Below are 25,034 nucleotides of genomic sequence, written 5' to 3'. Positions count from 1 at the left end.
TTGCCGCGGGGGTATAGCCGAGCAACAATTTGAGCGCCAGGGTTATCCCGTCGCATCCTGGGATAGCACGATCGGGTTATCGTCGCGGGGATTGAACCTGAATATGCCGTTAATCGCCGGTTCAGGTAGCCTTTTGTAGCATCGGATCATTCCCGTTTTCGCAGATGCACAAGAGGTTCGACGTGACGCTATTCAAGGTCTATGCAAGAGCTCTGCGCTATCTTAGCGCCTACAAGCTGCGCGTATCCCTGGTCGTGGTGGCAAACATCGTTCTGGCGACGATTACCATCGCGGAGCCGATCCTGTTCGGTCGTATTATCGATGCGATTTCCGGCAAGGGTGAGGTCAAGCCTATCCTTTTCATGTGGGCGACTTTCGCCGTCTTCAACACCATTGCCTTCGTCCTGGTCGCCCGCGAGGCCGACCGGCTGGCCCATGGCCGGCGGGCGACGCTGCTGACGGAAGCCTTCGGCCGGATCATTTCCATGCCGCTCGGCTGGCACCATCAGCGCGGCACCTCCAACGCGCTGCATACATTGCTGCGCGCCTGCGAAACGCTATTCGGCCTCTGGCTCGAATTCATGCGCAACCACCTGTCGACGGTGATCGCGCTTGCCCTTCTGATCCCGACCGCGATGTCGATGGACCTGCGCCTTTCCGCAGTGCTGATGGTGCTCGCCATCGCCTACTGGCTGATCGGCCGCGTCGTCATGAGCCGCACCAAAGACGGCCAGGCTTCGGTCGAGAACCATTATCACACCGTCTTCTCGCATGTCAGCGACTCGATCAGCAACGTGTCGGTGCTGCACAGCTACAACCGCATCGAAGCTGAAACCAGGGCGCTGAAATCCTTCGCCGACCGTCTGCTCGAAGCCCAGTATCCGGTGCTCGACTGGTGGGCGATCGCCAGTGCGCTGAACCGCATGGCGTCGACCATTGCGATGATGGTGGTCCTGATCATCGGCACGATGCTCGTCCAGGCCGGCCAGTTGCGCGTCGGCGACGTCATCGCCTTCATCGGCTTCGCCAACCTGCTGATCGGCCGCCTCGACCTGATGCGCCAGTTCGCCACGCAGGTTTTCGAGGCCCGCTCCAAGCTCGAGGAATTCTATGCTCTCGAAGACTCGGTGCGTGACCGTGAAGAGCCGGCCGGCAACGGCGAGATCAAGGACGTCAAGGGTGCGATCGAATTCCGCGACGTCTCCTTCGGCTTCGGCAACTCCTCGCAGGGCCTGCACAATGTCTCCTTCTCGGTGAAGGCAGGCCAGACGGTCGCTATCGTCGGCCCGACCGGCGCCGGCAAGACGACGCTCGTCAACCTGTTGCAGCGTGTCTACGACGCCCAGGGCGGCCAGATCCTCGTCGACGGCACCGATATCACCAAGGTGACCCGCAAGTCGCTGCGCCGCCACATCGCCACCGTCTTCCAGGATGCGGGCCTGCTGAACCGCTCGATCAAAGACAATATCCGCCTTGGCCGCGAAGGCGCCAGCGAAGAGGAAATGCGCCGTGCGGCCGAAGCCGCCGCCGCCGCCGACTTCATCGAGACCCGTGAGGATCGCTACGATACGCATGTCGGCGAACGCGGCAACAAGCTCTCCGGCGGCGAGCGCCAGCGCATCGCGATTGCCCGCGCCATCCTCAAGGACGCGCCGATCCTGGTGCTCGACGAGGCGACCTCGGCGCTCGACGTCGAAACCGAAGCCCGCGTCAAGGCGGCGATCGACAATCTGCGCCAGAACCGCACCACCTTCATCATCGCCCACCGCCTGTCGACGGTCCGCGAAGCCGATATGGTGCTCTTCCTGGATGACGGCCGCGTGGTCGAACAGGGCAGCTTCGACGAGCTCAGCCACAGCAACGGCCGCTTCGCCGCCCTGCTGCGCGCCAGCGGCATCCTGACGGACGAAGAGGTCCGCAAGGCCCACACCACCGAAGCCGCCTGATCGGTTCAGGTTTCAAGATAAAGGCCGGAAGGGTAACTCCTTCCGGCCTTTTTGTTTGCCTGAGCCCGGGAAGCGGCGTTGAAGCGTGTGGCACCCCCTCCGCCCTGCCGGGCATCTCCCCCACAGGTGGGGAGATCGGCTGGGCGGACCCGCTCGTTCCAACATCGATTGCTTGGGGAGATTCCATCCCCGAGTCGATCTCCCTCCTTGTGGGGGTCCGAAGGACAGGTCGAGACCCGCGGCTCGACCGCGGGTCGGCAGGGCGGAGAGGGTATCCCACTACCTCGCAACATCTCCGCTCTGACCCAGACAGATTGATCACCCCGCCGATCTTCCCTAACCTTCGCCAGTCAAAGAGCACGAGGGAGAAACCCATGAAGGTCCTGCGCATCGTCGCCAATATCCAGGCACCGGACATCACCCCGGCCAAACGCTTCTATCAGGATATCCTCGGTCTCGACGTCATCATGGACCACGGCTGGATCGCGACCTTCGGCGCCGCAACTGATATGACCGTTCAACTCAGCATCGCCAGCGAAGGTGGTTCCGGAACACCGGTGCCTGACCTCTCGATCGAGGTGGACGACCTCGATGCCGCTTTCGAGGCAATGTCGGCCTCCGGCTTTCCGATCGAGTACGGCCCCGCCGACGAACCATGGGGCGTCCGTCGCTTTTATGTGCGCGATCCCTTCGGCAAACTGGTGAACATCCTCGTCCATAAAAATTAAGCCGGCGGCCCTTCGGCCGCCGGCTCCTTCATCTCCGATGATCCCCGGACCCTATTTCCGATCGTTGCGGCGATAGGTATTTGCCGTGCCGATACGGACGGGAACCGCCATGGTGGCGGGCTTCGTGACCAGTTTCGTCTTGACCTTGCCCTGCTGGCGCTTGCGCTCGAGATAATAAGCATAGGCGAATTGTGTCGCGACACCTGCAATCACGAAGAGCGGACCGACCAGCGGATCCTTGTTGGTGATATAGAGCACCACCTGGCCGATCATGGCGAGGATTGTGCCGGCGACGAAGATGTTCAGCGAATGGCGGCCGAGGATCGTCAGCGGATGGTGCGCAGGACGGCGCAGAATGCGCGAGAACGCCGGAATGCTGATGACGAGATAGGTCAGCGCCAGCACATGCAGCAGACGCGGCAGCGACAGGAAGGTCTTGTCGAAACCGGTGATGACGGTCGGCAGGCCAAGCGCGGCCAGCGAATTGCCGAGGGCCCACAGATGGCCGGTCACCCAGATAAAAGACAGCGCGACGTAAGCGGCCGCAGCCGCAAGCAGCAGCGGATGCCGCGGGATTGTGCCGCCGCGCTTGATATGCAGCATCGAAACGATGCCGATCGTAAACAGGAACTGCCAGGACAGCGGATTGAGGAACCAGTAGCTCTCGATCAGCATGTTGTGCGGCGCCACCTGGTAGATGCCCGCAAGCAGCCAGACCGTGCCGGAAACGCCAAGCGCCAGCAACGGGCTGCGCGCATTCAGAAGCAGGATGACCGGCACCATCAGCATCAACGCGCCGTACATCGGCAGGATATTGTTGTAACCGATCTGGTGACCGAGCAGCAGCAGCGCCGGAATGCCTTCCTTCAGGTTCATCAGCACCGCCAGGATGTTGATTTCGACCAGCAAGCCCGGCCGGTGAAACAGCCAGGCGCCCGAGATGAACAGCGCCAGCGTCATGAAGGTGGTGATCATGTGGGCGAGGTAGAGCGTGAAGGCGCGCTTTACCGCCTTGATCGCCATCTTGAGCCGGTTGCCCGGCCGGAACCCGGAACCATAGGCCAGGCCGACGGCAATGCCGGAGATCAGCACGAAGGCCTCGGCAGCGTCGGAAAAACCGAAATTCTTCGTCGTCACATATTCGAAAATCTGCCCGGGAACATGATTGATGAAGATCATGATCAGCGCCACGCCGCGCAACACGTCGAGCCTCGTGTCACGTGTTGGCGCAGCTGCGGATAGGGAACTGCGCCCAGCGACGATGGCTTCGGTCGGCGTGCTTGCCATGGGTCTCTCCTTATTATCCGATTTGCAAACGCGACGACGGCCAAAAGGGTTCCCTTTTGGCCGTCGCGAATCGCCGTGTTTTTCAGCGTGGAGAACGCTGTTATCCGAGCGGATATCCCTCTTCGGGATCGGTGACTTCGCAACCATTGATAGACAGAGTGTAGCCGCTGTCATTGGACGCTTTTGAGACCGAAATGCGGTATTTGCCGGCCCCTTGCTCCACCTCTGCCGCAAAACCGTCCCATTCCGAAGGGAGCGACGGGCGCACGTAGAGCCGGCCGCCCTTCAGCCGGATGCCGAGGATGCCCTCGACGGCGGCGCGGTAGAGCCAGCCGGCAGAGCCGGTATACCAGGTCCAGCCGCCGCGCGCCGTATAAGGCTCATGGCCGTAGACGTCGGCCGCCACGACATAGGGTTCGACGCGGTATTGCTCCGCCGAAGCCTTGTCGAGCGCATGGGTGATCGGGTTGAGGATCTGGAAGCAGCGGAAGGCGTCGTCGCCCCGCTTCAGCTCCGCCAGCGCCATCACCACCCAGGTCGAGGCATGGGTATATTGCCCGCCGTTTTCGCGCACACCCGGCGGGTAGGCCTTGATATAGCCGGGATCTCTGGCGGAATTGACGAAAGGCGGCGTGAACAGCCGGATGATGCGGGCATCCTCGTCGACCAGCTGGTCGAGCACGGCCTCCATCGCCGTGACGGCGCGGGCCGGATCGCCCTCGCCCGACAGCACGCTCCAGGACTGCGCAATCGAATCGATCCGGCATTCGGGGCTTTCCCGGGAGCCGAGCAGCGCACCGTCGTCGAACGTGCCGCGGCGATAATAGCCGCCATCCCAGGCCGCAGTTTCGAGCGCCTTCTTCAGCTCCGTGAGATGCGCCGACCAGCGCTCCGCACGGGCGGTGTCGCCGCGCTCTTCGGCATAGGGAATGAAGGAGCGCAAGGCACCCGCCAGGAACCAGCCGAGCCAGACGCTGGTGCCGCGCCCGCCGATGCCGACGCGGTTCATGCCGTCGTTCCAGTCACCGCCGAGGAATAGCGGCAGGCCGTTTGTTCCCTTGCGGGCGATGGCGAGATCGAGCGCCAGCGCCGCATGTTCGTAAACGCTCGCCTTGTCCTCGGAAATCTCCGGCTTGTAGAAGGAGTCGTGCTGGCCCTCGAGCAGTGCCGGCCCTTCCAGGAAGGCGATCTCCTCGTCGAGCACGCTCTTGTCGCCGGTGACGGTGCAATAGTGATGGATCGCATAACTCAGCCAGACGACGTCGTCCGAGATCAGCGTGCGCACGCCTGCACCCGTTCCCGGCAGCCACCAATGCTGCACATCGCCTTCGCGGAATTGACGCGAAGCGGCATTCAGGATCTGCCGGCGGGCAAGCGAGGGTTCGTGCAGCACGAAGGCCAGCGTGTCCTGCAACTGGTCGCGGAAGCCGAAGGCGCCGCTTGCCTGATAGAAGGCGGTGCGGGCCATGATGCGGCAGCCGAGGCTCTGATAGGGCAGCCAGGTGTTGACGAGATTGTTCATCCCGCGATCCGGCGTCGATATCTGCAGCCTGCCGGTAAAATCCCGCCAGAAGGCGCGGTTCGCCTCGACGGCATCGTCGAACGAAGCCTTGCGGATATCGGCGATGACACCACGCGCTTCTTCCTCCGTCGGCGTATCGCCGAGGAAGAAGGTGAAGTCGCGTTCCTCGCCGGCACCGAGCTCGACGTCGATCGCAAGCGCCGCGGCCGGATCACCGTCCAGGTCTGTCGTGGCGGAAAGCGAGGCGGCCGAGGTGACGGCCTGCGGCGCCTGGATCGTTCCTGCCTTGCCGACGAATTCGCGCCGACTTGCCGAGAAGCTCGAAAGCGTCTCGCTCGCCGCGAAGAAGGCGGTGCGGTTGGAAAAATCGATGCTGTAGGGATTGGTGGCAAACAGCGCCCCGGTCTCCTCATCATGCTTCGACAGGATGAAAGGCGCCGTGCGTCCCGGATTGCTGCCGAGGATCCATTCGACATAACCGTAGAGACGCAGTTTGCGGCTGGTCGAACCGGTGTTGCGCAGGCGCAGGCGCTGCAGTTTCACCGGCCTTTCGCGGTCGACCGTCTGCGTCAGTTCCAGCGCGATATCGTGCTGAACGCTGGAGAAAACCGAATAGCCGAGCCCGTGGCGGGCTTCGAAACGGATGTCCGGCCGGCGGGAAAGCGCGGCAAACGGCGTCATGACGGCACCGCTGTCGAGATCGACGAGATAGAAGGCCTCGCCGGAACGGTTGATCACCGCATCGTTCGACCAGGAACTCAGCTGATAGTCGCGCGAATTGGCGCTCCAGGTAAAGCCGGAGCCCTCGGCCGACACGTGGAAGCCGAAGCTGTCATTGGAGATGACATTGATCCAGGGCTGCGGCGTCGCGTGACCTCCGGGCAGGCGAACGACATATTCGCGCCCGTCGCGGGCAAAGCCGCCGATCCCGTTCCAGAAGTCGAGATCGCCTTCTTCCTCGATGACGACGGCCGGCACGACGGGCGGCGGCACCGGCGCGACCCGCTTGACGGGGGGCTTGTTGCGCTCGGCCCGTTCCATCTCCTGCAGCTCCTCCTTGGAGGGTGCAAACAGCGCCACGGCGCGGTTGATCTGGTCGACCACCTTGCCGTTCTTCGTATGCAGCGTGACGCGGGAAGCCGCGATCAGCGCGTGATAGGTACTCTCCTCCATCAGGTCCTTGCGAACCGCAAAGATATGCTGGCGCAACCCGTCGGCCTGGCCCATGCGGCGCACGTTTTCGCACATGGCGTCGAGCGCATGCTGCATGTCCTGCGCATAGGAAGAGGCGCGTTCGTTCATGATGACGAGATCGGCGGTGACGCCGCGCGAGCGCAGATATTCCTGCGCCAGCAGCGCCTCACGGGCGATTTCGAGATCCATGTCGTCGTTGATGCGCAGCGTGAAGATCGGGAAGTCGCCTGATATCGCCAGCGGCCAAAGCGCTGATTGCGACTGCAGGCCGGCCTCGACGGTCGCCTCGTCCTTGCGCAGCTGCATGTCGGGATAGACGAGGTAACGTCCGAGATGCTGGAAGGCCGCTGCCTGCTGCGAGGTGACGCCGACATGGCGCATCTGCACCTGGGTGCGCGTCCAGGCCTGGACGAGCTCGTGGTTGAAGGCGTCGGGATGACGATAGCGATTGACCGCCTTGTCGACTTCGTCGCGGCTTGGGGCCGCGATCGTCCAGAAGATCACGCTGACCTTCTTGCCGGCCGGCACACGGACGGTGCGGCGCAGCGACATGACGGGATCGAGCATGAAGCCGTCGCTGCCGGAAAGTGTTGCACCCGGATCGAAGGCCGCCGCATCGGCAAGACTGCGGCCGCGGCCGATGAATTTGCGCCGGTCGGTCTCGAATTCCGTATGGCGGGTGTCGCCGGCATTGTCGACGATCAGATGGGCAATGCTGATGTTCGGCTCGTTCGGATCGCGCTTGTTGCGTTCTGCGCGGATGACGTCGCCGCGCTTGCCGATCTCGGTCTTGACGAACATCCGGGCGAATGCCGGATGCGCATTGTCGGTATCGTCGGAGGTAATCACAGGTTCGAGATAGGAGGTGACTTCGATGAAACGGTCTTCTCCACCCATGTTGAGCAGAGTGACGCGGCGTGCCTCGGCATCATGCTCGGTGGCAATGATGCACTCCACTTCGCTGGTGAGGTCACCGACCGTCTTGGTGAACTGCGCCTTCTCGTCGGCGAATTCGACCTTGATCTTTTCGCCTTCGACACCCTTCGGCTCTGACGTCGTCGACCACCATTCGTTGGTGGCGGTATCGCGCAGGAAGATGAAGCTGCCCCAGCGGTCTTCGGTCGGATCGGCTTTCCAGCGGGAAACGGAAAGGCCGTTCCAGCGGGAATAACCGGCGCCTGTCGCCGTCAGCATCAGCGAATAATGGCCGTTCGACAGGAACACGAGTTCGCGGTCACGCGAAGCCGGATCGCTGATCTTTCTGATCTCCGGCCGCAGGAGATCGTCCTGGATGCTGGCCGGCGTGTCGGATTCATGCTTGCCGCTCATCACCGGAATGTCGCGCGGCGCCTTTTCCTGCAACAGCAGCTCGGCCGCCTCGATAACGGGATCGGAGTGGAAGAGCTCGCGCAGATGGCCGTTGAAGGCGACGTTGGCGACCGCCGCGATCGACATGCCGTGATGGTGGGCATAATAATTGTAGACCACCGCGCATTTCTTGCCTTCCGGCACGCGCGTCGGCGTGAAGTCGACGGCATCGTGGAAGCCGAACTTGCCGAGCGCGCCGACCTTGCGCAGCCTCTGCAGGTTTTCGAGCGCGCCCGGCGGGTCGTACTGGCTGGCGAGCAGCGATGCATAGGGCGCGATGACGGCATTGTGGCCGAGGCCGCGCTTCAGGCCGAGCGTCGGCACGCCGAAATTCGTGTACTGATAGTTGAGGTTATGGTCGCGGGCATTGAAGGCCGCTTCCGAAATGCCCCACGGAATACCGAGCTTGCGGGCGTAATTCATCTGCTCGACGACGACCAGATTGTTGGTCTGGTTGAGAATGCCCCCGCCGCGCTCCTGCATGACGAGCGGCGGCATCAGATATTCGAACATCGAGCCGGACCAGGAGACCAGCGCACCGCGTGACCCCACAGGCACGACCTGGCGGCCGAGGCGGTACCAGTGTTCCGTCGGCAGATCACCCTTGGCGATGCCGAACAGGCTGGTCAGGCGGCATTCCGAGGCGAGAAGATCGTAGCAGGCTTGGTCGAGTTCACCGCTTTCGACGCGGTAGCCGATCGACAGCAGGCGCCGCTCGGGCCGGAACAGGAAGCCGAAATCCATCGAGAAGGCGAGATCGCGGGCCTTGTCGCGCAGCGCTGTCAGGCGCGGCCGCAGCGCATCGACTTTGGAAAGGTCGAAGGTGCTGTCCGATATATGCGCCTCGCAGACCTTCACCAGGGATGCCGCCCATTGGGTGACCTCTTCGCTCTGCTTCGACTTGACCTCATGGTCAAGATTGGCGGCGAGCTTCTCGATGTCGCGCGCGAGAACGGCGAGGTTGATGATGCGGATCGAGGCGAATTCGTGCTCACGCTTGACGGCGGCAAGCGCGTTCTGGAAACCGACGATGCGTTCCTCCAGGCGCCGGCGCAGCGGGCGCACGGTCTTGCGGTCGTCGGGCAGGTCCGCCAGCACTTCGCCGAGAATGCCCGCGGTGTCGCCGACGCCGTCGAGATTGCCCTGCATATGAGCGGACGGCGCCTCGGCCCAGTTGCGGCAGGCCGACGAAATGGCGATCAGATGGCCGGCAAGATTGCCGCTGTCGACGGCCGAGACGTAACGGGGCCCGAGCGTCTGCAGCGTATCGGTGTGATACCAGTTGAACAGATGGCCGCGGAATTTCTCCATTCTGTCGATCGTCGCGATCGTCTGCTCCAGCCGCTCGAGCGTCTCCTCGAAGGAGAACCAGCCGAATTGCCGGCCGGAAACGACGGAGAGCAGATAGACGCCGATATTGGTCGGCGAGGTCCGCGCCGCGACGATCACATGCGGCGTTTCCTGGATATTATCCGGTGGCAGATAATTCTGCTCGGCGGTGGTGAAGGTCTCGAAATAGCGCCAGGTGCGCCGGGCGATCTTGCGCAGTTCGCTCGACACCGAATCGGCGACCTCGAGCCGGTCCTCGGTCTCTGCCGACTGGCTGACATACCAGGCGACGACAGGCGACAGGATCCACAAGAGCGCGAAGGGAATGCCGACGACGAAGGCATTGTCGCCGGGGAGGGCTGCAAAACCGAGCGCCAGCAGCGCCAGCGCCGGTGCGTGCCACATCGCCTTGTAATAGGAGATCAGCGTCCCCTGGCCGCCGGCCTGAACGCTGGCGGCGGTCCGCCACTGCAGCATCAGCTTGCGGCTGACGAACAGGCGGTAGAGCGAGCGGCCGATCGCATCCGCCATCATGGCAGCCGAATCGGCGATGAAGACGATCCGCAATGCGACCTGCGCATTGGCAGCGGTGATATCGGACCAGACCGTATAGAGATGGGCGCGGGCGATGATATCGCTGGTGCGCGGAATGATGCCGTTGATCAGCGACAACGTCGGCGCGACGAAGAGGCAGAAAATCAAGAGAATCTGCCAGATGAGCGCGCCGAGCGGACCCATGAAATACCAGCCGAGCACGGAGGCGAAGAACCAGGCGATCGGTGTCAGCGAGCGGCGCAGATTGTCGAACATCTTCCAGCGGCCAAGGGCCGTGACGCCGTATTTCGGATTGAACATATAGGGCAGCAGCTGCCAGTCGCCGCGCGCCCAGCGATGCTGACGCGAGGTCTCGACTTCGTAGCGGATCGGGAAATCCTCGACCAGCTCGAGATCGGTGACAAGCGCGCAACGCGCCATCGAGCCTTCGAGAAGATCGTGGCTGAGCACCGAGTTCTCGTCGATCCGGCCCTTCAGCGACGCTTCGAAGGCATCGACATGATAAAGCCCCTTGCCGGTGAAGGTGCCTTCGCCGGCCAGATCCTGATAGACGTCGGAAACGGTGAAGACGTAAGGGTCGAGGCCGCGGTTGATCGAAAAGACGCGCTGGAAGACCGAGGCGTCCTTGCCTGTTGTCAGCGACGGGGTGACGCGCGGCTGCAGCACACCGTAGCCGCTTTCGACACGGCCGGTTTTCGGATTGATGACCGGGCGATTGATCGGATGATAGAGCTTGCCGACGAGCTTGGTGACGGCATCGCGCATCAGGCGCGTATCGGCATCAAGCGTCATGACATATTGCACGTTGGCCGGCACGGTGTTGGCGCCCGGCAGATAGGTCGTGTCGCGGTCGCCGCGCAGCAGCATGTTCAGCTCATGCAACTTGCCGCGCTTGCGCTCCCAGCCCATCCACACACCTTCGGAAGGGTTATAGAGGCGGCGGCGATGCAACAGATAGAAGCGCGTCTTGCCGTCATAGGCATAGCGGGCGGAAAGATTGGCGATCTCGCGCCTGGCATAATCGAGCACCTCGAGATCGGCGGGCGTTTCCTCGGTGTCGCTGTCAGGCCAGTCGCTGAGCAGCGCGAAATAGAGTTCGCCGCGCGGATTGGCGAGATAATGAACCTCGAGATTGCGCACGTGGTCGTCGACGCTGTCGCGGTTCGAGATCAGGCAGGGCACGACGAGCAGCGTGCGCGCATCCTCCGGAATGCCTTGCTTGAACTCGTAGCCGACCAGGCGCGCCGGCGTCACGAAGAAGGAAAGTACGGTGTTGAAGAGACCTGTGGCTCCCTCCGATGCCGGCAGAGAGAACATGATCAGCAGCAGGGCGATTTCGATCGGCCCCATGCCGGCATTCGCCATGAACCGGCCGACGATCGCCATGGCGATGACTGTCAAAAGCATGACGGGCACGGCAATTGCCAGCCAGTTGAACTGGCGCACGGCGCGCACGAAATGCTGGATGAAGGTCGGGCGATAATTCGCCCGCGCCTCGAGCTTCGGCCGCTGGGCGCCGGACAGGAAACCGCCGACATTCGGCTCATGCGGCTGTGGCTCGTCGGAGGCCTTGGCGGCATCCGTCATGTCGAGCGCCAGCTGGGCGATTTCCATTTCCGTCAGCGGCGAGCGTTTGGCCAGCTTTTCGATCTGTTTGCGATATTTGTTGCGCGAGCCGGAATCGAGGATGCCGTAATCCGAATGCTCCCAGAGCAGCTTGTCGACATGGCTGACCTGCTCGACCCAGACCGACCATTCGGCATCGTCGATCTCGCGAAGGCTGCGGATGATGTTGCCCATCGTCACGTTGCCGGAAGACAGGCGGCTGTGTTCTGCGGTCGTCGCCTCTTCGGTGTTGCGGCCGAGTTCTTCCAGCCGCTCGTCGAGCCAGGTGATCGCCAGGCTCGAGGTCTGCGAGCCGTCGCGCAGGCGATAGAGGAACTGCGTCGAGAAGGTATTGTCCTCGGCAAGCGGTTCCAGCGTCTTCAGATAGGCCGCGGCCGCGGCTGGATCGGTCAGGCGCACCAATTCGTCGGCCGCCTCGTTGGCGCGGCGGCGCAGGCGGCGGCTGGCTTCGACACGGCTGGAAATGCGGCGAAGGTTTTCCACGAGCACATAGCGCACCAGCGAAGGCAACGCCCATAATTCGCCGATCCTCAGCGTCTCGCTGGCCTGAAAACCGTCGACCAGCGCCGTCAGGCTTTCCTGCGAGATCGTGCTGTGGGTATGGGCGACGTAGAGCCAGGCGAGCACGAGGGTGCGCGGCACCTCGACGCCGCCGACGACCATGGTCGGCAATTCGCGATAGAAGCGGCGGGGAAAGTCGCGCCGCACCTCCTGGATCGCCTCTTCGACGATATAATGATTGTCCAGCAGCCATTCCGCCGCCGGCGTGATCGTCTCGCCGGCTTCGACGTCGGTCGCCGTGGTCCGGTAGACGCGCAGGATTTCCTTCTCGTTTTCCTTGTGGCGGGCGAAGAAATCGAAGGGGGCGAAAGCCGGCAGCTTGTCGACGCCGCTGCGGGCGACCGCAGCGCCCATCGCCTTGATGTCCTCGATGGCAAGATAGGTCGAGCGGATCGAATCATTGTGATCGATCTGCTTCGTCTCGGATTCGCGCGGAAGGCTCGGAGAAAGATTGGCAATAGACATGGGTTCGGTTCTGGATCCAAACAAAGTTATGGCTGTTTTGCTCAGCCTTTTGCACTGCTTATCATGACTGCTACATGAACGGAGCCCGATTCTTTGAAGATCGATGAATCGGGATAAATGACGCTGCGGCCCAGCGATGCGAACGGGCTAAGCCCGGCCTCAGCGCGCGACCCGACGGGTGATCGCGACTATCGGTACCCTCTCCGCGAAAGCCATGGCGAAAACTTGGCCATCCGCGGAATAATTCAAGTCAAGAGGCAGGAGACGGTACCCCTGGCGCGCGTCCGGGCAGCTGGAATGACAAAATGCCGGCACGGCGGGAGCTCTTTGATTTCGGGAAAGGAACGGGTGTGGCGTCACCGGCAAAGCGATCGTCCGGCCGGACGCAGGAGTCCTGATGGCGGTCGTCGAACTGTGCAGCGGAAATAGGAAGCCCAGCCACATCGCATGAAGACGTTCGATGCGATCGCTTCAGATGGCGTGAAAAGAATATGAAAGAATGACGGTGGGAATCGGAATGCAGTTCTCATGAACATTCTCCTTTCGACGAGGGTCAGGAGAATGCCGAGACAATCAAACGTTCCGGAATTCAACAAAGGCGAAAACCGCCGCAACGCCGGCATCTGCCGACGCTGATCATCGAGCGGATTATCCGACGACGCCGCAAACCATCGCCACGACGAACAGGAATGCTGCCGTGAAGATTGCTCCATGGAGCACCGTCTGAAGCCGGTGACGCGTTGTGAGCGGCTTCTTCGTCGCTACGGAACCATACTGGTTCACGTGAGTATGCGAAATACCCAGATCTGCCATGTGTCGCCTCCGTTGTTTTCCATGCGGCCGGTTGTGCGGCTCGCGCTTATATTCTTATTTTATCTATCAAGTAGGTAGAGATAAATTTCCGTCTAGAGCGAACGGAAGAGAAAATTCAACCAGCCCTTTAGCAGAGCGTGCGCCATGCCCAGATCCACGAACGCTCGACGGCGTCCTCGGTCTGAGATGGGTTTGCGGGGACCTCGATCAGCCGACGGTCCTTCTCCGCGGGAATGGACGTTGAAATCTGTTCCCTATTATCGGCTTTAACGGGAGGATCGAGGTAGCCCATGGTCATCCCACCGAGAAAGAACATGCTTCAACCTCCATCGATCACGAAAGCTAACAAACGTTAACGGGATCATGACAGAAGCAAGGCAGCTGTCAATAGTCTAGTTGAATGGTCGTCTTTTAGCAAAGCATTATCCTTAACGCCGCCGCCGGCCTTTTCATTTCAAAGGTTTGAAAAGATTGCCCTTCACGCTTTGACGAAACCCTTTGCTCGCGATCATCAAATTTCTCGTGTAGTCCTCCTGTACCGCACCTCTCGCCAGGTCTTGCGAGCTCAATCGCTCGACGACCGCGCCGTTGCGCATGACGGCGAGCCTTTCACACATATGGGTCACGACGCCGAGATCATGGCTCACCATCACGAAGGTGAGTTTGCGGTCGCGCCGGATCTGTTCCAACAGGTTCAGCACCTCGGCCTGCACCGAGGCATCGAGCGCCGATGTCGGCTCGTCGAGCAGCAGGATCGACGGTTCGACGATCAGTGCCCGGGCGATCGCCACGCGCTGCCGCTGGCCGCCCGAAAGCTGGTGCGGGTAGCGGAAACGGAAACCATTGCCGAGACCGACCTCGTCGAGTGCCCGGGCGATGCGCCTCTCACTCTCGCCGATGCCGTGGATCGCAAGCGGTTCGAGCAGCAGCCGGTCGATCGTCTGGCGCGGATGCAGCGAGCCATAAGGGTCCTGAAAGACCATTTGGACCCGCCGATAGAAGGTTTTGCTGCGTTTCGAACCCTTCAGCGCTTCGCCGTCGATGGAGATTGCGCCGCCGCTGATCGGCGCCAGCCCGGCCACGGCCCGCAGCAGGGTCGACTTTCCCGAGCCGGATTCCCCGACCAGACCGAAGGATTCGCCGCCTTCGACGATGATGCTGACCTCCTTCAGCGCATGAAATTCATCATAGACGACACTGAGATCGTCGATCTCGAGAGTTGCGCTCATGCCGCCCACTCCGGCCTGCGGTCGAGCACCGGCAGCGGATGGCGGTTTGCGCCGATCTCGGGCATGCAGTTCAGCAACCCTTGCGTATAGGGATGTTTTGCCTGTTTGAGATCGGCGGCCGCCAGTTCCTCGACGATCTTTCCGGCATACATGACGATCACGCGGTCGCAGAAGGAAGAGACCAGCCTCAGATCATGGGAGACGAAGATCAGCCCCATGCCGCGCTCGGACACCAGCCTGTCCATGATCCTCAGCACATCGAGCTGCACCGTCACGTCGAGCGCCGAGGTCGGCTCGTCGGCAATCAGCAATTCGGGCCCGGCGATCAGCATCATGGCGATCATCGCGCGCTGCCCCATGCCGCCCGAGACCTCATGCGGATGCAGATCGAAGACGCGCTGGGGATCGCGGATCTGCACCGCTTCCAGCATGGCGAGCGCACGATCGCGCGCCTCCGCCTTGCCGACCTTCTCATGCGTGCGCAGCGTTTCGCAGATCTGCCGCCCGATCGTCATGACGGGATCGAGCGAATATTTCGGATCCTGCAGGATCATGGCGATGCGCTTGCCGCGCAGCCTGCGCCTTTCGCCGGCCGACGCCTTGATCAGGTCGATGCCGTTGAAGTCGAGCCTGTCGGCTGTGACGACGCCGTGTTTCGGTGTCAGCCCCATGATCGCCCGGCCGGTCTGCGACTTGCCGGAACCGGATTCGCCGACGATGCCGAGCCTTTCCTTGCCGAGGGTGAAGGAGACGCCGCGCACCGCCTCGATCACGCCGGTGCGCGTGGGATAGCTGACCTTGAGCTTGTCGACCGTCAGAAGTGTCGTCATTGGCCGCTCTCCTTCGGATCGAGCGCGTCGCGCAGGCCGTCGCCGAGGAGATTGAAGCCGAGGCTGACGATGAGGATGGCGATGCCGGGCATCGCCGCGACCCACCATTGATCGAGGATGAAGCGCCGGCCCGAGGCGATCATCGCCCCCCATTCCGGCAGCGGCGGCTGCGCGCCGAGGCCGAGGAAACCGAGACCCGCCGCCGTCAGGATGATGCCCGCCATGTCGAGCGTCACCCGCACGATCAGCGAGGAAATACAGAGCGGCATGACATGGCGCACGATGATGCGGAGCGGCGAGGCGCCCATCAGCTTTACCGCCGAAATATAGTCGGACCGCCGCACCGTCAGCGTCTCGGCGCGCGCGATGCGGGCATAGGGCGGCCAGGATGTGATGGCGATGGCGATGATCGCGTTCTGGATGCCGGGGCCGAGAGCGGCGACGAAGGCCAGCGCCAGCACCAGCTTCGGAAAGGCGAGGAAAATATCGGTGATGCGCATCAGCGTCGCATCCACCCAGCCTCCGGCATAACCGGAGACCGTGCCGACGATCAGCCCGATCGGCGCCGAGATGACGGCGACCAGCACGACGACGAACAGCGTCAATCGCGATCCGTAGATCAGCCGCGAATAGATATCGCGGCCTTGGTCGTCGGTACCGAGCAGGAATTCACCGGTTCCGGGCGGCAGTAGCCGGGCATTGCGGAGATCGCCGACGACGGGATTGTGCGTGGCGATCACATCGGCGAAGGCGGCGATGAAAAGCAGTGCGGCGATGATCAGCAGGCCGACCACCGCAAGCCTGTTGGCCGTGAAATGCCGCCAGGTGACGTAAGCGCGGCCGAGACGGGCCTGCAGGCGCGATTGCGGCCGGTCGGAAAGCAGCCACGCGCGGCGGCTCATCGTCGGAGATGGGCTGGCAGGGGCCGTCATCGGTTTCGTGTCCTCGGATCGAGCGTCCGATAGAGAAGATCGGACAGAAGGTTGATGCCGATGAAGATCGTGCCGATGACGATCGTGCCGCCGAGCACGGCATTCATGTCGGCATTCTGCAGCGAATTGGTGATGTAGAGCCCGATGCCCGGCCAGGAAAACACCGTCTCGGTCAGCACCGATCCTTCGAGCAGACCGGCATAGGAAAGCGCAATGACGGTGACGAGCGGCACGGCGGCATTGCGCAGCGCATGGCCCCAGATCACCCGCGTTTCCGAAAGACCCTTGGCGCGCGCGGCAACGATATATTCCTGCGAAAGCTCGTTCAGCATGAAGCTGCGCGTCATCCGGCTGATATAGGCGAGCGAGAAATAGCCGAGCAGCGACGCGGGTAGGATGATGTGGCGGAAGACGTCGTAGAAGACATCCCATTGCCCCTGCCAGGCGCTGTCCAGCAGATAAAAGCCGGTGATCGGCGTGAACGTATATTCGAAGACGATATCGATGCGGCCGGGAAAGGCCACCCAGCGCAGCTGCGCATAGAAGATGACGAGCGAAATCAGCGCCAGCCAGAAGATCGGCACCGAATAACCGATCAGGCCGACGACGCGCACCACCTGGTCGACGATGCTGCCGCGACGCACCGCGGCAAGAACGCCGAGCGGCACACCGACGAAAGCGCCGATCAGCGTTCCGAGGGTTGCGAGCTCGATCGTCGCCGGAAATGCACGGCGAATATCGACCATGACCGGATTGGTCGTCAGCACCGAATTGCCGAAATCGCCGGACAGGATGCCTTTGATATAGATGAAGAACTGCTGATAGAGCGGCAGGTTGAAACCCATCTCCTGGCGCACCCGCTCGACGACATGGTTGGGGGCGCGGTCGCCGAGGATGGCGAGCACGGGATCGATCGGCACGACGCGGCCGATGAAGAAGGTGACGGCCAAGAGGCCGAAATAGGTGGTGACGGCGGCAAACAGGATCCGCCCCAGCGCCTTTGCGAAGGCCTTGGCACGGCCTTTTCGGGGCCGCGCCTCCTGTCTTGTTTCGACGGTGCTCAAACCAGTCAATCCTGCCGGACTATTCCTTGGCGATCGGACCGACAAAATTGGTGTCGAAGCTCGGACCCAGCTTGAAGTCCTTCAGGTTCTTGCGATAACCGGCGACCTCGGTCTGCTGGAAGATGAAGACGAAGGGGCTGTTTGCCAGATACTTCTTCTGGATATCCTGATAGATGGCGGCGCGCTTGCCGGCGTCGCGTTCCAGAAGGGCGGCCTTGGCCTGCTTGTCGAGCTCAGGCGCTTCCCAGGTGTTGCGCCATGCAAGCGTCTTCACCGTGCCGGCATCGGAATTGTCGGGATTGCCGGTAAAGGTATCGGCATTGGAATTCGGGTCGAAATAGTCCGAACCCCACTGGCCGATATACATGTCGTGGGTGCGGGCGCGGTACTTGGTCAGCGTCTGCTTGCCGTCGCCCGGGATGATTTCCATCTTCACGCCGGCCTGCGCCAGCGTCTGCTGCATGGATTCGGCGATACCGGTGACCGGCTGGGTGTTGCGGACATCCATGGTGATCGAGAAACCGTCGGGCACGCCGGCCTTGGCGAGCAGTTCCTTGGCCTTGGCGACATCGAGCTTGTAGGGATTCTCGTCGAGTGCGCCAAGCTGGCCCTTCGGCAGGAAGGTCTGATGGATTTCGCCGATACCCTTGATCAAGGTGGCGCCGATCGCATCGTAATCGACCAGATACTTGAAGGCTTCCTGGACTTCCGGCTTTTTCAGGTTCTCGTTCTTGTTGTTCAGGCTGACATAATAGATCGTGCCCTTCGGCGCACTCGTGGTCGCGAGATCGGCATTCTTCGACACGGCGTCGATATCACCCGGCTCGAGGTTGCGGGCGATATCGATGTCGCCGGCTTCGAGCGCCAGCCGCTGGGCGGCACTTTCCTTCATGTGGCGATAGATGACGCGGTTGAGCTTCGCCTTGTCGCCGTAATAATTGTCGTTGCGCTCCAAGACGACAACTTCGTTGGCCCGCCATTCGCGCCGCTTGTAGGCGCCGGAACCGGCATAGCCGGTCTTCAACCATTCATTGCCGAAATCATTGTCGTATTTGTGCTCGGCATCCGGCGTCACCGCCTTCACATGCTCCAGCACCAGCTTCTTGTCGACAACCGACGCGACCGTTGCCGTCAGGCAGTTCAGCACGAAGCTCGGCGCATAGGCCTTGTCGACCGTGAAGACGAAGGTATTGGCGTCGGCGGCCTTGGCCTTTTCGGCAATATTGTCGCCGGTCACGCCGAACTGGGTGAGGATAAAGGCCGGGCTCTTGTCGAGCTTGACGGCACGCTCGAACGAATAGGCGACATCGTCGGCGGTGATCGGGTTGCCGGAGGCGAATTTCAGGCCCGGTTTCAGCTTGAACGTATAGGTGAGGCCGTCATCGGAAACGCTCCAGCTCTCGGCCAGATCGCCCTCCACCTTGGAGGTATCGTCCATGTCCAGACGGACGAGCAGGCTGTAGCTGTTGCTGGTGATTTCGGCGGTCGACAGCTCGAAAGCCTCGCCCGGATCCATCGTGATGATATCGTCCATGGCAAGACCCTCGACCAGCGTGTCCTTGGGCGTTTCGGCGAAAGCCGAGGGTGCGGCCATCATCAGGAGCGAAAGAGCGGCTCCCGCGGAAAGCAGGCGGAAATTACGGCTGAGCTTGGTGATCATCATGGTCTGTTCCCCTGTTCTTGATTGATTACGAAGCGTTTTGTCGGTCATGCCTCATTAAACTATTGTCCGTTCTGAGCACGTCCAGAGGCGCGCGCCGCTTTAGGCGCAATCCTCCCGCCAGGCTTGTGCCAGAATGCGAAGCCAATTTTCACGGGCAAGTTTCGTGAGATCGGCTTCACCATATCCAACCTCCCGGAGAGCGGCAATCAGCCTCTGGTTGCCGGCCGCATCGCCGATTTCCTCAGGAATGGTTGCGCCGTCGAAGTCCGATCCGAGCCCCACGCAATCGATGCCGATGCGGTTCACGAGATAGTCGATGTGGCGGATCATATCGGCAAGCGGCGTCTCGCTGTCCGAGCGGCCGTCGGGACGCAGCATGGCGGTGGCGTAGTTGATGCCGACGAGCCCGCGGCTTTCGCGGATCGCATCGAGCTGCTTGTCCGTCAGATTGCGCGCCACCGGCGTCAGCGCGTGGGCGTTGGAATGGCTGGCGACCAGCGGCTGGTCCGTCGTTTTCGCCACGTCCCAGAAACCTTTTTCGGTGATATGGGCAAGATCGATCACGATCCCGAGACGATTGCATTCTCTCACCAGCGCGAAGCCGGCATCGGTCAGGCCGGGTGCTGTATCCGGCGACATCGGAAAGGCGAAGGGCACGCCGTAACCGAAGACATTGTGCCGGCTCCAGACCGGCCCCAGCGACCGCAGCCCGGCCGCATAGAACAGCTCGAGCGCCGAAAGATCGGCGCCGATCGCCTCGCAGCCCTCCATATGCAGGACGGCCGCAAAAATACCGTCCGCCATGGCGCCACGGATATCCTTCACCGTCCGGCAGAGCCGCCAGGCGCCGGCCTGGTCGAGCCGCAGCGCGATCGCCGCCATTTCGGTGGCGATGGCAAGGGAAGGCAGCGGATCGAGAGGGGCCGCCATCGGCGTGATATAGCGACCGTCGGCATCCGGATCGGCGAAGACGAGATCGCCCGAGGGAATGTAGATGGCGCAGAGACCACCCGAAAGGCCGCCTTCTCTCGCCCGCCGGGCATCGATATGGCCGACCGTCGTACCGCCTGCGAATTCGGCGATCGGGTCGCTGCCGTCTTTTGAATGTGTCCAGAGTCGAAGGAGAACGTCGTTGTGACCGTCAAATACGAATTGCATCTGTCTTCCTGCGCTGCCCCACTGCATAATTCCTGAAACCGGAATCGATCTAAGAATAAAATTATGCAGCATTCAAACTGCTACAGCGCGCGGCGCTGTAGAGGGCGAATGAAGCAGTCAGAATAGAAAAGCTGACGGAATTCGCCACCTCTTTTTTAGAAATTCGTCATCGACCTCCGGAGCTTCGCCGGAATCGAAACGGGGGCCGAAGCCCCCGCGAAAAACCTTGGATCATATGGCCGCAGATCAGTGCTTGCGGCGCTTCTTCTGTCGGTAGACGTCGATAACGACGGCCGCGACGATGATGAAGCCCTTGACGATCTCCTGGTAATAGGCGTCGATCCTGAGGAAGGTGAAGCCTGACGTCATGACGCCGAGGATGATGGTGCCGATGACGGTGCCGGTGATGCGCCCGACGCCGCCGGTAAGCGAGGTGCCGCCGATGACGGTTGCGGCGATCGCGTCGAGTTCATATCCGACGCCCATGCTCGCCTGTGCGGTCTCGGCGCGGGCCGCCGTAACGATGCCGGCCAGACCGGCCAGCAATCCGGCAATCACGTAGACCTTGACGAGATGCGCCTCGATGTTGATGCCGGAGACGCGCGCCGCCTGCGGGTTCGCGCCGATAGCATAGGTGAACTTTCCGTAGCGGGTGTAGCGCAGCGCAATGTGAAAGATCAGCGCAACGACCAGGAAGACCACGACCGGCCACGCCTTGGTTCCGATGAAATGAAACTGCTCGGTGATCCCGGAAACCGGCTGGCCCTTGGTATACCACTTCGCCACACCTCTGGCCGAAACGAACATGCCAAGCGTTGCAATGAACGGCGGGATCTTGGTGTAGGCAATGAGCGCGCCGTTCGCGAGACCTGCGGCCGCCCCGATAAACAGGCCGACGACGATCGGCACGACGGCCGGCAGGTCGGTCAGCGACGGGAAGACGGCCCGCCCCCAGGTCGAAGACTGGGCGAAACTGGTCGCGATCATCGCCGTCATGCCGACGACCGAGCCGGACGAAAGATCGATACCGCCGGTGATGATGACCTGGGTGACGCCGACGGCGATGATGCCGATGACGGAGACCTGCAGGATCATGATCGTCAGGCGCTGCGAATTCATCAGGAAGCTCTGGCCGATGAACATCCAGCCGAGCACTTCATAGATGAGCGCGATGCCGACGAGCACGAGGAAAATGCTGAGCTCAGTCGGCAAGCGCCGCCGCCGTTGCCGGGTTGCGAGCGGAGCCGCGCCCTCTGCTGCCTTGGTACTCATGTCAAACCTCCCTTGGGCGATCGCCGCCGGCGCATCACTGCGCAGCCAGCTCCATCACCTTGATCTGCGTTGCTTCATCGCGATTGAGGAAACCGGTCACGCGCCCCTCATGCATGACCATGATGCGGTCGCTCATCCCGAGAACCTCGGGCATTTCGGACGAGATCATGATGACTGCCACGCCGTTGCGCGCCATCTCCGTCACCAGCCGGTGGATTTCTGCCTTGGCGCCGACATCGATGCCGCGCGTTGGCTCGTCGAGGATCAGGATCCGCGGATCGGTGAGCAGCCAGCGCCCGATCAGCACTTTCTGCTGATTGCCGCCCGAAAGGTTTTCCACCCGCTCGTAAAGATTGGGCGTTTTCACCCGCAACTTTTTTGCCATGTCTTCGCAGGTCGCCTCGATGGCGCCCTGCTGCACGAAACCGCCCTTGACATATCTGTCCTGCAGAACGGCGATCTGCATGTTCTCGAGAATATCGAGGATCAGCAGACAGCCTGTGTCTTTGCGGTCCTCGGTCAGGAACGCCATCTGGTGACGGATGGCCTCGGTCGGCGACGAAATCGTCACCGGCTTGCCGTAGAGTTCGATCGAGCCGGAGCTTGCCGGCGTCACGCCGAACAGCGTTTCGGCAACATTCGACCGCCCGGACCCGACAAGGCCGGCCACGCCGAGAATCTCGCCCGCCCGCACCTCGAAGGAGACGTTCTTGAAGACGCCGTTGAGGCAAAGATCCTTGACGGAGAGCATGACCTCGCCGATCGGCACTTCCTCTTTCGGAAACATCTGGGTGATTTCGCGCCCGACCATCATGCGGATGATGTCGTCGCGGGTAACGTCGGTCGAAGCGTGCGTGCCGATATATCGGCCGTCGCGGAAGACCGAGAATTCGTCGGCGATCTCGAAAAGCTCGTTCATCTTGTGGGTGATGTAGACAATGCCGATGCCCTGCGATCTGAGATCGCGGATGATGCGGAAGAGATGCTCGACCTCGCGCTCCGTCAGCGCCGAAGTCGGCTCGTCCATGATCAGCACGTCGGAATTATAGGAAACGGCCTTGGCAATCTCGACCATCTGCCGGTTGGCGACCGACAGGTACCGGACCTCGATATCGGGATCGATGTCGATATTGAGCCTGGTAAACAGTTCCTCGGTCATGCGGTGCATGACGCCGTGATCGACGAAACCGAGGCGGTTCTTCGGTTCGCGGCGGATCCAGATGTTTTCCGCGACCGTCATGAACGGCATCAGGTTCAGTTCCTGATGGATCATGGCAATGCCGTTCTCCAGCGCGTCGAGCGGAGATTTCAGCCGGATCTCGACGCCTTTCAGGCGGATATCGCCCTTGTCGGGAATGTAAATGCCGGCAAGGATCTTCATCAATGTCGATTTGCCGGCGCCGTTTTCGCCCATCAGCGCATGCACGGAGGCACGCTTCAGCCGGAACTGCACGTCGTCGAGCGCGACGACACCCGGAAATTCCTTGCGAACGCCCTCGGCGCTCAACAGATATTCCGCGTTCGGAACGGCGCCGCTCGCACGCACGGCGGCCATGGTTGTCGGGCTGACGGCCATATCATCTCCTCCGGATACGGACAGGCGGAAAGGATGCGGGCAGAGCCCGCATCCGTTGGCACTCGTCTCAGTTCTTGGTGACGAAGTCCTTGACGTTGGCAGGCGTGACGAGCTGGAAGGGAATATAGACCTTCTTGTCGATCTTTTCGCCCTTGGCGAGCTTGAGCGCCGCATCGAGCGAGCCCTTGCCTTGGCCGGCGGCATCCTGGAAGACGGTGACGTCGAGATCGCCTGCCTGCATGGCGGCAAGCGCGTCCTGCGTGGCGTCGACACCGCCGACGACGACCTTGGTCATGTCCTTGCCGGCCGCCTTCAGCGCCTGGATGGCGCCGATCGCCATTTCGTCGTTGTTGGAGATGACAGCGTCGAATTCGATGCCGCTGGAGAGCCAGTTGGTCATCAGGTCGGCGCCCTGGGTGCGGTCCCAATTGGCGGTCTGCTCTTCGACGATCTCAAGGCCCTTGCATTCATCGGTCTTGATGACGTCATGAACGTCCTGGGTGCGCATGCGCGCAGCCTGGTTGGAGAGCTCGCCCATGATGACCACGGCCTTGCCCTTGCCACCGAGAATGCGGCAGATTTCCTTGGTTTCCAGCGTGCCGGATTCCTGCTCGTTGGATGCGACGAAAGCCTGCTTGTCCGGCAGCGTGTCGACATTGACCGGCTGGCGGTTGACGTAGACCAGCGGAATGCCGGCATCGGCGGCAAGCTTCGACATTGCCGTCGTCGCATCGGTATCGACCGGGTTGACGATGATCGCATCGACCTTGGAGGCGATGAAATTCTGGATCTGGCTCTGCTGCTTGGAAACGTCGTTCTGCGCGTCTTCGACCTGCAGCGTCACGCCGGAAAGCGTCTTTGCATAATCGGTCATGCCGTTGCGCAGAACGGTCAAGAAGTTGTCGTCGAACTTCGCCATCGAGACGCCGACGGTTTCCGCGTGCGCGGCCGTCGACATGACGAGCGCCATCGCAGTGCCCAGGATAAACTTTTTCATTTTCACTTCCTCCACAAAGCGGTGCCCGGCTGCACCCTCCTCACACCGGAGCCCCAGGCATTTGCCCTGAAGCCGCAATTCCCTCGCGCCGCCTCTCCCGCGGCGCTTCCGCAAAACGGAACAAACAAACCGTAAAATTTGTTCTTCGGAATATTCATTCCATTTTCTGGGAACGGCGTCAAGCCTCTTTAGCGGCGATGAGCGATGGATAGAGGCGCAATGCCACGGACTTGACGATCGGCACCCGCATTGCCTCTGTTGTGAAAGGCGAAGGCCGCATCCATCTATGGGAGTGTCGAAGACAAGGCCGCGGCCGCAGGCGTCTTCGATTTCTCGACGCGGCCGGTCATTTGAAGATTTTGGAGACAGGACAAATGTCCATTTCGATCTATCGCCTCACCGTTCCGATGTTCCAGCGCGGCCTCGCCAGCCTGAAAACCTATCTCGACAAGGCCGAGGCCTATGGGAAGGAAAAGAATATCGATCCCACAATATTGGTGGCTGCGCGCCTTGCGCCCGACATGCTGCCGCTCTCCGGCCAGTATCAGCGCGCCAGCGACAGCGCCAAATTCACGCTCGCCCGCCTGACCGCGACCGACGCCCCGAAGTTCGAGGATGATGAGAAGACCTTCGATGATCTGCGCGAACGCCTGGCAAAGACCGAAGCCTACCTCGCCACCTTCTCGGCGCAAGCGCTGGAAGGCGCGGAAAGCCGTGAGATCACCCTGCCGGGCAAGAGCGGCATCGTGCTGCCGGGTGCCGACTATGTCACCGCCTTCGCCCTGCCGAACTTCTATTTCCACGTCACCACCGCTCACGCCATCCTGCGCAACCAGGGTGCGCCGATCGGCAAGCGCGATTATCTCGGCTGAACCACAGTCAGGGCCGGCGCGTCACTGGCTCCAGTTTTGTTGACAAC

16 protein-coding genes are annotated in these 25,034 nt (G+C 61.7%); 3 read left to right on the top strand and 13 right to left on the bottom strand.

All coding sequences use genetic code 11. The annotated features are described in order from the left end of the window. The first annotated feature begins 182 nt into the window (after positions 1-182). Both CO667_RS07955 and CO667_RS07945 read left to right on the top strand, forming a co-directional pair. Positions 183-1,946 carry a glucan ABC transporter ATP-binding protein/ permease gene (locus CO667_RS07955; RefSeq protein WP_097618093.1) on the top strand — a complete coding sequence of 588 codons (1,764 nt, stop codon included), beginning with the start codon at positions 183-185 and terminating at the stop codon, positions 1,944-1,946. A 374-nt stretch (positions 1,947-2,320) separates the two neighbouring features. Then, positions 2,321-2,674 carry a VOC family protein gene (locus CO667_RS07945; protein WP_097617862.1) on the top strand — a complete coding sequence of 118 codons (354 nt, stop codon included), beginning with the start codon at positions 2,321-2,323 and terminating at the stop codon, positions 2,672-2,674. Positions 2,675-2,725: 51 nt separating this feature from the next. Here the strand turns inward: CO667_RS07945 and opgC are convergent, their stop codons facing one another. The 13 genes from opgC to CO667_RS07885 form a co-directional block, all read right to left on the bottom strand. Then, entirely contained in the window at positions 2,726-3,961 is a 1,236-nt protein-coding gene (gene opgC / locus CO667_RS07940; RefSeq protein WP_097617861.1) for an OpgC domain-containing protein, read from the bottom strand. Between the two features lie 100 nt (positions 3,962-4,061). Next, the gene (locus tag CO667_RS07935; protein ID WP_097617860.1) at positions 4,062-12,581 is read right to left on the bottom strand and encodes a glucoamylase family protein; all 8,520 of its coding nucleotides are present in this window, start codon (positions 12,579-12,581) and stop codon (positions 4,062-4,064) included. Positions 12,582-13,229: 648 nt separating this feature from the next. Continuing rightward, complete coding sequence (locus CO667_RS35310) at positions 13,230-13,394, bottom strand: hypothetical protein (RefSeq protein WP_171604473.1); 165 nt, start codon at positions 13,392-13,394, stop codon at positions 13,230-13,232. Between the two features lie 127 nt (positions 13,395-13,521). Continuing rightward, entirely contained in the window at positions 13,522-13,710 is a 189-nt protein-coding gene (locus tag CO667_RS07930) for a hypothetical protein (RefSeq protein ID WP_097617859.1), read from the bottom strand. A 133-nt stretch (positions 13,711-13,843) separates the two neighbouring features. Then, positions 13,844-14,623, bottom strand: coding sequence for an ABC transporter ATP-binding protein (locus CO667_RS07925; RefSeq protein ID WP_097617858.1), 780 nt, complete (start codon positions 14,621-14,623; stop codon positions 13,844-13,846). Next, on the bottom strand, positions 14,620-15,453 hold the full coding sequence (locus CO667_RS07920) for an ABC transporter ATP-binding protein (protein ID WP_097617857.1): 834 nt from the start codon (positions 15,451-15,453) through the stop codon (positions 14,620-14,622). Before CO667_RS07920 ends, CO667_RS07925 begins: the two co-directional genes overlap by 4 nt. After that, the gene (locus CO667_RS07915; RefSeq protein WP_097617856.1) at positions 15,450-16,385 is read right to left on the bottom strand and encodes an ABC transporter permease; all 936 of its coding nucleotides are present in this window, start codon (positions 16,383-16,385) and stop codon (positions 15,450-15,452) included. Before CO667_RS07915 ends, CO667_RS07920 begins: the two co-directional genes overlap by 4 nt. Further along, entirely contained in the window at positions 16,382-17,449 is a 1,068-nt protein-coding gene (locus tag CO667_RS07910; protein ID WP_097617855.1) for an ABC transporter permease, read from the bottom strand. The genes CO667_RS07915 and CO667_RS07910 overlap by 4 nt, the downstream gene beginning before the upstream one ends. A 19-nt stretch (positions 17,450-17,468) precedes the next feature. Beyond that, positions 17,469-19,112: an ABC transporter substrate-binding protein gene (locus CO667_RS07905; RefSeq protein ID WP_097617854.1), complete on the bottom strand. Its 1,644-nt coding sequence runs from the start codon at positions 19,110-19,112 to the stop codon at positions 17,469-17,471. A 99-nt stretch (positions 19,113-19,211) separates the two neighbouring features. Then, positions 19,212-20,270 carry a dipeptidase gene (locus CO667_RS07900; protein WP_097617853.1) on the bottom strand — a complete coding sequence of 353 codons (1,059 nt, stop codon included), beginning with the start codon at positions 20,268-20,270 and terminating at the stop codon, positions 19,212-19,214. A gap of 246 nt (positions 20,271-20,516) precedes the next feature. Beyond that, positions 20,517-21,542 (bottom strand): ABC transporter permease, encoded by a 1,026-nt coding sequence (locus CO667_RS07895; protein WP_097617852.1) that lies wholly within the window; start codon positions 21,540-21,542, stop codon positions 20,517-20,519. Positions 21,543-21,576: 34 nt separating this feature from the next. Then, positions 21,577-23,118, bottom strand: a complete 1,542-nt coding sequence (locus tag CO667_RS07890) for a sugar ABC transporter ATP-binding protein (RefSeq protein ID WP_097617851.1) — start codon at positions 23,116-23,118, stop codon at positions 21,577-21,579. A gap of 67 nt (positions 23,119-23,185) precedes the next feature. Then, complete coding sequence (locus tag CO667_RS07885; RefSeq protein ID WP_018244093.1) at positions 23,186-24,115, bottom strand: sugar ABC transporter substrate-binding protein; 930 nt, start codon at positions 24,113-24,115, stop codon at positions 23,186-23,188. Positions 24,116-24,489: 374 nt separating this feature from the next. On the opposite strand from CO667_RS07885, the gene CO667_RS07880 reads away from it, so the two are divergent. Further along, positions 24,490-24,987 carry a DUF1993 domain-containing protein gene (locus CO667_RS07880; protein WP_097617850.1) on the top strand — a complete coding sequence of 166 codons (498 nt, stop codon included), beginning with the start codon at positions 24,490-24,492 and terminating at the stop codon, positions 24,985-24,987. Positions 24,988-25,034 lie beyond the last annotated feature (47 nt).

The sequence above is a fragment of the Rhizobium sp. L43 genome, from assembly GCF_002531725.1.
Taxonomy (GTDB): domain Bacteria; phylum Pseudomonadota; class Alphaproteobacteria; order Rhizobiales; family Rhizobiaceae; genus Rhizobium.
The sequence above is the reverse complement of the archived record's forward strand: the minus strand, read 5'-3'. Positions and strand labels throughout refer to the sequence as shown.

Bases quoted from the DNA above. Each gene is read 5' to 3' on its own strand.
- CO667_RS07945 (WP_097617862.1), top strand. From the start codon at position 2,321: ATGAAGGTCCTGCGCATCGTCGCCAATATCCAGGCACCGGACATCACC.
- opgC (WP_097617861.1), bottom strand. From the start codon at position 3,961: ATGGCAAGCACGCCGACCGAAGCCATCGTCGCTGGGCGCAGTTCCCTA.
- CO667_RS07935 (WP_097617860.1), bottom strand. From the start codon at position 12,581: ATGTCTATTGCCAATCTTTCTCCGAGCCTTCCGCGCGAATCCGAGACG.
- CO667_RS35310 (WP_171604473.1), bottom strand. From the start codon at position 13,394: ATGGCAGATCTGGGTATTTCGCATACTCACGTGAACCAGTATGGTTCC.
- CO667_RS07930 (WP_097617859.1), bottom strand. From the start codon at position 13,710: ATGTTCTTTCTCGGTGGGATGACCATGGGCTACCTCGATCCTCCCGTT.
- CO667_RS07925 (WP_097617858.1), bottom strand. From the start codon at position 14,623: ATGAGCGCAACTCTCGAGATCGACGATCTCAGTGTCGTCTATGATGAA.
- CO667_RS07920 (WP_097617857.1), bottom strand. From the start codon at position 15,453: ATGACGACACTTCTGACGGTCGACAAGCTCAAGGTCAGCTATCCCACG.
- CO667_RS07915 (WP_097617856.1), bottom strand. From the start codon at position 16,385: ATGACGGCCCCTGCCAGCCCATCTCCGACGATGAGCCGCCGCGCGTGG.
- CO667_RS07905 (WP_097617854.1), bottom strand. From the start codon at position 19,112: ATGATGATCACCAAGCTCAGCCGTAATTTCCGCCTGCTTTCCGCGGGA.
- CO667_RS07900 (WP_097617853.1), bottom strand. From the start codon at position 20,270: ATGCAATTCGTATTTGACGGTCACAACGACGTTCTCCTTCGACTCTGG.
- CO667_RS07895 (WP_097617852.1), bottom strand. From the start codon at position 21,542: ATGAGTACCAAGGCAGCAGAGGGCGCGGCTCCGCTCGCAACCCGGCAA.
- CO667_RS07890 (WP_097617851.1), bottom strand. From the start codon at position 23,118: ATGGCCGTCAGCCCGACAACCATGGCCGCCGTGCGTGCGAGCGGCGCC.
- CO667_RS07885 (WP_018244093.1), bottom strand. From the start codon at position 24,115: ATGAAAAAGTTTATCCTGGGCACTGCGATGGCGCTCGTCATGTCGACG.
- CO667_RS07880 (WP_097617850.1), top strand. From the start codon at position 24,490: ATGTCCATTTCGATCTATCGCCTCACCGTTCCGATGTTCCAGCGCGGC.